We start from the raw sequence: 8,721 nt of genomic DNA, 5'->3' as shown, positions 1-8,721 counted from the left end.
AGTCAGTAACCATACCTACAGCAAGGTGAAGCTGACGTGGTTTGAAGAGATTTTCGAAGAGTATAAGTTATACTTTTACAACTTGAACCTCGTCTTTACCGAGTAAAATCAAGTATTTTTCAATATTTTCAATCGAATAGGCTCGTGATAAAGCCTCTTCGTATAGAGCTAACTGACCACGATAGCGGTCTACGAGTTGACTTGGTTCATCATAGCGGTCTGTCTTGTAGTCAAACAGAACAATTTTGTTTTCGTAAAGCAGATAGCCATCAAGGATACCACGGACAACAAAGTCTTCCTGACTCTTTTGGTCTCGTTTGAGCATGGAGAAAGGTTGCTCGCGATAAAGATGGTTGGTATTAGCGATAATTTCCTGACCGAGTGCTGTGTCAAAGAAAGCAAGAATTTTATCAAGATTGATCTTGTCTCTGACAGCTTGGCTAGTTTGAACTTGTTTGAGTGTTTCTGTTAGGCTAGCAAGCGTTGGTCTCTGGCTGAGGTCAATTCTCTGCATGAGTTCGTGGGTAGCACTACCAATCTCAGCTCCAGTTACCTTTTCTTTGGTTGAAAAATCTGGCAAATCAAAGCTGATTTTCTTGCCTACTGACTGACCTTGACCAGCAATCTCGACACCTTCCATATCCATAACGGGTTCGTAGAATTTCTTGATTTGACTTGGGGTTTGAACACTAGGAAGTTCAATAGCTGCGCGGTGAAGAGTATTATAAACTTCCACCTCCTTCAGCATTTCCAGAGCTTCTTTGATGGTATCTGACTGACGATTGTCTGCTTGGGAGCTATCTTGGAGAGGACTCTTGGTTTCCAACTGAACGATAGCTTCTCTGGTCAACTGATCTTCGCCAATAAAACGATAACTAAAGTTGAGCTTGTCCTTAGTAAACACTTTACTGATAGCCCAAAGCCAATCTTGGAAATTCCGTGCTTGCAGTCTAGTATTGCTATTTAGTTTCCCATTTTTGGCTGCTGGGTATTCCTTGGCTTCCAGCTTTTCACGAGAACCCTTGCCGACAAGATAGAGCTTTTTCTCAGCCCGCGTCATAGCAACATACAGCAAACGCATCTGCTCAGAATAGCTTGCCAGCTGTAATTCCTCTTCGTTCTGCCTATAGGGCAGACTAGGAATGGAGAGTTTGATGGTTTTAGGATAGTGGGCTTCCACTGCCCCTGTCTCCATTTTGGCAATGTATTTGACACCTAGTCCATTTTTACGACTGAGAATGACTTCTGACATAGAGTCTTGCTTGTTGAAATCTTGATCCATATTGAGAATAAAGACGTAAGGAAACTCCAACCCTTTACTCTTGTGGATGGTAATGAGCTCTACTGCGTCCTTAGGTGGTGCAACTGTAACGCTTGCCAAATCGTGCTGGGCTTCCAAGACTTGGTCAATCATACCAATAAAACGAGACAAGCCCTTGAAATTGCTCTTTTCAAATTGATCAGCACGAAGTGCTAGTGCATAGAGATTGGCCTGTCTAGCAGGACCATTTGGCAAAGCCCCAACATAGTCATAATAAAAACGGTCGTTGTAAATCTTCCAAATCAAGTCATAGAGAGAGTGGGTTTTGGCATACAGGCGCCAAGAAGCTAGGATATCCATGAATTGCTTTAGTTTTTCAGCTAGAGCTGTGTGAATCAAGCCTTTTTGACTACTTGCCATTTTTTGTGCATTGACCAGTTTCTCATAGAGATTTTCGTGGACTTTATCCTCTGCTTTCTGAAGGGACAAACGTGCTAACTCATCCTCATCAAAACCAAACATTGGAGACTTCATAAGGGCAACCAAAGCGTAGTCTTGCAGGGGATTGTGAATGACACGAAGGGTGTCTAGCATGACTTGTACTTCTAGGGATTGGAGATAATTGTTTTGCTCTCCGTCAGTTTTAACAGGAATCCCGTACTCAGACAGGGCGAGAAGAATCTGGTCATTACGACTGCGGCTGGAGGTCAAAAGGGCAATTTCTTTAAAGGAAACACCTTTCTCCTGATGAAGTTTCAGAATCTCCTTGATAACTAAGCGCATTTCACCTGTTAGTTTCGTTCCTGTTTGATTCTCTTCTTCCTCACCTGTGTCGTCCTTGTCGTAGAGGAGAAATTCTGCCTTGTTATCAGGATTAGGAGTCAGTTTGCTATTGGCAAAAACAAGCTGGTGCATGTTATCATAGTTGATTTCGCCGACCTCTTGGTCCATAAGGCGTTCAAAAACATCATTGGTTGCTGACAACACTTCTGAACTACTACGGAAATTTTCCTTGAGCAGAATCAGCTTTCCTTCTTGGGGATTTTGAGAGTAACGTTGGAATTTTTCATTGAAAATCTGCGGATCTGCCTGACGGAATCGGTAGATGGACTGCTTGATATCCCCCACCATAAAGCGATTGTGACCATTAGAAAGTAATTCCAGCATCCGTTCTTGAATATGGTTGGTATCCTGATACTCATCGACCATGACTTCGTGGAAGCGATCCTGATAAGCCTCACGAACTTGAGGGAAATTCTCTAAAATCTCAATGGTGTAATGGCTAATATCAGCGAATTCAAAGGCATTTTCCTGGCGTTTACGCTGACGATAAGCTTCCACAAAATCGCTCATGAAAGATTGGAAGGTTTTAGCTAGTTCCCATGTATCTCCATGATAACGTTCTTGATAGTCAAGAATGGTTATCTGGTCTGACAGTTGTCCTAGTTTAGCAAACTGGGTCTTTCTCTCTTCGTTGTAGGCATCAGCCAGGGGCTTCAAATCAGCCTTACGACTGGCATTAGTCAGAGCCCGACCATTTTTCTCTTTCGAAATGGCGACAACACGCGCAAGCACTGCCTGATAAGCCTGACTATCGGACTCCTGATTTAGGGAGCCAATTTCATCCAGAACTAACTGAACATTTTCTAAATAAGCAGCCTTTGCAAACTCCTTGGCATCGTTATCCAGATGGTAACGGAAAAAGCTTTCCAAACCCCAAAGGGCTTGCTGGATTTGCTCAGTAAGTTTGTTTTTTTCACTGCTAAAATCAGCTTTTTCAAAGCCTTTGAGGAAAGATTCACTCAGCCATTTCTGCGGATTGCTGGTGGATTGGAGAAAGTCATAGATTTTATAGACCTGCTGGCGCAGACCCCGTTCATCCTTTCCACGTCCAGCAAAGTTTTTCAGCAAATGACTAAAGGTCTCTTTCTGTTTACCTTGGTAATTCGCTTCAAAGACCTCATGAAAGACTTCGTTTTTTAGAAGAAGTTGCTCGCTTTGGTTTTGTAAAATACGGAAATTAGGTGCAATATCAATCAGATAGCCATGTTTTCCAAGGAATTTTTGTGTGAAAGAGTCCATGGTTCCGATGGCAGCGTTGGGTAGGTCTGCCAACTGGCGACCCAAGTGTTGTTTGAGGTCGACATCGCTGCTTTCTTGGATTTGTTGGCTGATTTTTTTCTCCAAACGTTCCTTAAGCTCTGTGGCTGCCTTGACGGTAAAGGTTGAGATAAAGAGTTGACTGATTTCCACACCACGCGACAATTGGTCCAGAATACGCTCTGCCATGACAAAGGTTTTACCAGAACCAGCCGACGCTGAGACAAGGATATTTTGACCAGAAGTGTAGATAGCTTCAATTTGCTCGGCAGTTTTCTTTTGTTCCTTACTCGAATTTGCTTCTGCTTCTTGCAGTTTTTGAATCTCCTCCTCACTTAAAAAGGGAATGGGCTTCATCGATTCAACTCCTCTCTTATTTTTTCAAACCAAGCTTGCTTAAGTTTTTCTCCGACCAGTCGTTTGCCATCAGCTAAGTCCAACTTTTCTAGAAAACGGGCTTGGCCCAAGTGGTAATTGGCTTCAAATCCAGTGATGGCTTGGTGTTGCTGAACATACGGTGCAATACTTCTGCCATTTTCAGTATAAGGGTTAATGGCGAACTGGCCTGCTAAAATCTTCTCAGCCGCTTTTTTATAAAGATGGGCATTGTAGTCCAGTAGGAGCTGGAATTCCTCATCCGTCAGCTGATTAGCCTTGTTTTTGTTATAAAATTCGCCCAAATGACTGCTTTCTTTTTCTAAAAAGAGACCTTGGTATTTCATAGATTTGCTGGCTTCTACTACTGCACCTGCCAAATTCTTAACGGTCAACAGAGATTGGACAGGCTCAGCCATTTCCAAGTACATGGCGCCGAAAAAGTTCTGCTCCCCTTCTCTTTTTAGGGCAGCTAGATAGGTTGGCAACTGGGAATTGAGTCCATTAAAGAAATGGGGAAACTGGAACTGAGTTAGACTAGACTTGTAGTCTACTACTCCGATCGCCCCATCAGCTTTCAAACGGTCAATCCGGTCAACCTTACCTCGTACAAAGACACTGCGACCATTGTCCAATTGAATAAAGGCCTGCTCTTTCCCACCGAAATTCGCTTCCTCTTTGATGGTTTCGATGGCTGGATTGTGTCGGAGAATATGTCCAGTTGTCCGTGCCACATCAAGCAGAACTTCCTTGGTAAACTGGGATTCCAAACTTTCTTGATAAATGGCTTCAAATTCGCGTTCTTGACTGGTTTCTTGGATAGCTTGTTCCAAACGTTGGTCAAAGGAATCTTCATCAGACAATTGCAAGGCACGTTCAAAGATACGGTGCAAGAAATTCCCATGACTACGAGCATCTGGACGCAGGCGCAATTCCTCCTGCAAGCCTAACACGTAGCGGAGGAAATAACTGTATTGGTTCCGGTAAAACTCCGTCAAACCGGAGGTAGAGAGGTAAAACTCCTGATCAGTAGGATAGAGAGCTTGTAAGGTATCCTTGGCTAAGGGCTTGCTACTTGGGCTGGTTGGAAGGGCTGGATTTTCCAAACCTTGCTGGTCTAGTTTTTTACCCATAACACGCGCCAGAACCTTGATAAAGGTCAAATCTTGCTCCCTATCACTCGTCTCGCCCTGCTGGTGATAGGCAACCAGACTGGACAAAAGACTGTGATATGACCCCATATCTTCCTTAGACAGCCCTTTGTAATTCATCCTCTTCTCTTTTCGACTAAATCCAAAACTCACCAGCTCTTGAAGATAAGCTGATTCCTTGCTTTCACTTTCGTTAAAAAGGCTTGGAGCCGACAAAACCAACTCTTTACGAGCAGAATTGACCAAGGAAAGCATAGTGTAGCGATTTTTCTTGAGATTTTCACTGCTGGCAATCAGCAATTGAACGCCTTCTTCGGTCGCCTGGTTTAAGCTTTGCCTTTCTTCATCTGTCAAAAGACTGGTATTTTGCGCGATTTTTGGTAAATTGTCCTGAGTCAGCCCAATGGCATAGACAAAGTCAGCTGTCAGAGGGGCAATCAAATCATAGCTCTGCACCAGAACAGTGTCCACTGTCGCTGGAATGGTGCGATACTGAGATAGACTCATCCCAGAATGAAGCAAGGCCAAGAAATCCTCCAGACTAACTTGCGAACCAGCAAAAACGGTCGCAAATTGTTCTAAAACATGGCAGAATGCCTTCCAAACTTCAGTCTGTCTTTCCTGTTCTACAGCTTCCATAGTGGCTGTTAAGTCATGCAACTGTTTGGTTATTGAACATTCTTTTAGAAAGACATTCCACTTTTGCAAGAGATTTTCAGCCTTCTGTTTTCGGCTAGCAAAAAGAGTCTCAAGAGGGGTTAAAATACGCAGACGAAGAGCATTTAAACGCCCTAAATCAAATTTTCCATGGTGGGATTTGGTAAAGGTTTGCTGAAAGGCTGGCAAGCCATTGATACCAAGATAGCGGATATATTGCTCAAAAGCATCAATATCAGCCTGACTAAGGTCGGTATACAAACCTGTTCTGAGAAGATTAATCAAATCCTCCTGACGGAAACGATAGCGTTTCAAAGCCAAAATAGACTCGACAAACTGAGTTAAAGGGTGGTGGGCCATGGATTCGCTTCTACCAAGATAGAAAGGAATCTGATACTGGTCAAAAATCGTTTTTAGAGATAATTGATAAGAAGCTACATCCCCCAAGAGAATACGAAAATGTTTGTAGCTCAGGTCTGAGTTCTCATGTAATTTCTGACGAATGCTGCGGGCTACTAGCTCCAACTCCTCCTTTTGCGTCAAACAAGACCAGATTTGCAGGTTTTCACGGTCTTTCTCATCGACATCCAAAGCGAGTTCTGAAAAGTCATAAGAAGACTCCAACAAACGAGAGGTCTTGTCAAAGCTATCCATCTTCTCATGAGTTTGAGAATAGTCCTGAGCAGGCGTTTGGTATTTAGAGGCCAGATGATGGAGAAACTCCACACTAGCTTGATAGAGATTGCCTTCAGCGAATGCACTGGTATAAGCTTTCTTACTAGCATAAGCACCAATGACAATCTCAACTCCCTTGCCATGAAGTAAGTCTACAATTCGCTCTTCCTCAGCAGAAAAACGGGTAAATCCATCAATAACTAAGGCGATTTGAGTAAAATCACTACTAACTTTGTCATTCTCAATAGCCTCAATCAAATGGGACAACTGACTTCCCTGAGCTAACTGGCCTTGATTGAGGTAGGCCGTTACCTTCTCAAAAATCAAGAGTAAGTCTGCTCGCTTGTCTTCATCCGTCAAACTCTCCAAGTCTAAAAAACTCATCTGAGCTTTGGTCATCTCGTGGTAAAATTCAATCAACTGCTGGATAAATTGAGGGTCCTGCTTGATAGCACCATAAACACGCAAGTCCTTGGGGTCAAGTTCTGCAAGGCATCTGTAAAAGACCATCCCAAGACCAATGTCATCTAGACTGGTCTTAGCTGGCAAATCATTTAAAACCAGATAACGAGCCATCTGAGCAAAGCGCGTGACGGTAATCGCAAAAGAAGCCTGCTGGGACAAGCATTCCAGCACGGCGCGTTCCTTTTCAAAAGAAAGAGAGTTGGGAGCGATGTAGAAGACCCGCTTGCCCGCAGCAACTAGCTCTTCCGCCTCTCTGGTTAGAATTTCAGTCAAAGAAGTCCGAATATCAGTATAAAGTAATTTCATCTCCGCCTCGTTAGAATTTTTCATTACCCTATATTATACCATGATTAGTCTCGTAAATCTGTTAAAATATTTAGGCCATCCATTCTTTTCTTCATCATCTGCTAAATCTGCTAGATCTTAAATACTTAATTTTACTTGTATTATATATAGAATAAATCTGCCTACTGAAAATCACATAATAAAAAAAGCCTCGGTGATAAGGCTTTGAGTTTTATGATTGTTCCTTAGGTCCAGAGTAGACTTCAATGTGTTGTCCTAGTACCTTGATGTCGACTGGTAGATTATCTGATTTATCGCCATCGACATCCGACTCTAATTCGATATCAGAAGAAATTTTAATAGTAGGTGCTTTTATATATTCAGTATTCTTGATAGAATGATTGAACTATAGTAAATTGAAACTAGAATAGTACACCGTGGATGCTAAAATATTTCTAGAAATTAATTTGATTTCCCTAATCAAGCTGTTCGTATATTATTTCAACCTACTATAAATCGTCTAAGAGAAACAACCGATAAGAATTGGCACAAAAGTGACCGTATTTTTGTTACCAATACAGGAAAACCAGTTCATAGTTCCGTCTTGAGCAAGTCTCTCCAGCGAGCAAACGAACGCCTTAAAAAACCAATTCCCAAACATCTGTCCCCTCACATCTTCAGACACACCACTATTAGCATCTTAGCAGAAAATAAAATTCCTTTAAAAACAATCACGGACGGGGTTGGTCATTCCGACTCTGAAGTCACTACTTACATCTACACCCACGTCACAAAGAACATGAAAGATGAAGCAATCAATGTACTGGATAAAGTTATGAAAAAGATTTTTTAAAAAGTTTTGCCTCTTTTTTGTCCTCTAAATAATCGAGTAGGGGATAATCTCTAGCCCCTCTCACACCACCGTACGTGCCGTTCGGCATACGGCGGTTCAACTAACTTTTAACGCATGTCGTTCAAGGTAATAATCCAAACACGAAACCAGTCCACGTTTTTCAAGGACTGGTTTTGATATAGCACGTTTAGTACCGACTTCTGAGCTACTAATTGATAATGGTCACCCCAGCCAGATACCTTATCTGCTATCCATTTAGGAACTCCTAACTTAAGCAATCCCCATAATCGTCTCGATTTCTTCTTCCATTGCTTCCAGATAATCACTCGTAGGCGAGTACGCAAGCGCTCATCTATGCTGGTGACAATACTTTTCATATTTCCCAATGAGAAATAGTTTATCCATCCTCGAATGGACAAATTCAGTTGTTCAATACGTCTTGTTAAGTCTATACTCCATTTCCTCTGTGTTAGTTTCTTCAATTTAAGCTTAAATCTCCGAACACTATCTTGATGGGGACGACTTTTCCAACCATCTGATGATTTCCAGAACCCAAAACCTAAGTATTTCAGCTCTCTTGGTCTGGTAATCTTAGTCTTGGTCATATTTACTTTCAAACCTAGCCGTTTCTCAATAAAACGACTGACTGAATACATCACACGCTTAGCGGCTGCCTCGCTTCCGACCGTCATCACACAATCATCTGCGTAGCGCACAAATCGAAGTCCTCTCTTTTCTAATTCCTTGTCCAATTCATTAAGCATGACATTGGATAAGAGAGGAGATAAATTTCCTCCCTGTGGTGTACCAACTAGCGTTTTATGACGCTGACCATTAATGATAACACCTGAATGAAGATACTTACGAATCAAGGATTCCGTATCTCCGTCTTCGATAAT

At 42.3% G+C, this 8,721-nt stretch carries 3 protein-coding genes and 2 pseudogenes; 1 reads left to right on the top strand and 4 read right to left on the bottom strand.

Annotated features, from left to right (window positions below; all coding sequences use genetic code 11):
• Positions 1-67: 67 nt before the first annotated feature.
• The 3 genes and pseudogenes from addA to HT723_RS04070 all read right to left on the bottom strand — a co-directional run.
• Positions 68-3,718, bottom strand: coding sequence for a helicase-exonuclease AddAB subunit AddA (gene addA, locus HT723_RS04080; protein WP_172934696.1), 3,651 nt, complete (start codon positions 3,716-3,718; stop codon positions 68-70).
• Positions 3,715-6,990 (bottom strand): ATP-dependent nuclease subunit B, encoded by a 3,276-nt coding sequence (gene rexB / locus HT723_RS04075; RefSeq protein WP_172934695.1) that lies wholly within the window; start codon positions 6,988-6,990, stop codon positions 3,715-3,717. Before rexB ends, addA begins: the two co-directional genes overlap by 4 nt.
• A gap of 211 nt (positions 6,991-7,201) precedes the next feature.
• Positions 7,202-7,357, bottom strand: a pseudogene (locus tag HT723_RS04070) (diacylglycerol kinase family lipid kinase); the annotation flags it as partial.
• Positions 7,358-7,462: 105 nt separating this feature from the next.
• Between HT723_RS04070 and HT723_RS04065 the strand changes: the two are divergent.
• Entirely contained in the window at positions 7,463-7,822 is a 360-nt protein-coding gene (locus HT723_RS04065) for a tyrosine-type recombinase/integrase (RefSeq protein ID WP_078929799.1), read from the top strand.
• A gap of 96 nt (positions 7,823-7,918) precedes the next feature.
• Here HT723_RS04065 and HT723_RS04060 read toward each other — a convergent pair.
• Positions 7,919-8,721: pseudogene (locus tag HT723_RS04060) on the bottom strand (reverse transcriptase domain-containing protein); the annotation flags it as partial.

Origin of the sequence: Streptococcus sp. 2106, assembly GCF_013277315.1 — a bacterium.
GTDB classification, from domain to species: Bacteria; Bacillota; Bacilli; order Lactobacillales; family Streptococcaceae; genus Streptococcus; species Streptococcus pseudopneumoniae.
This window is presented reverse-complemented; position numbering and strand designations above follow the sequence as displayed.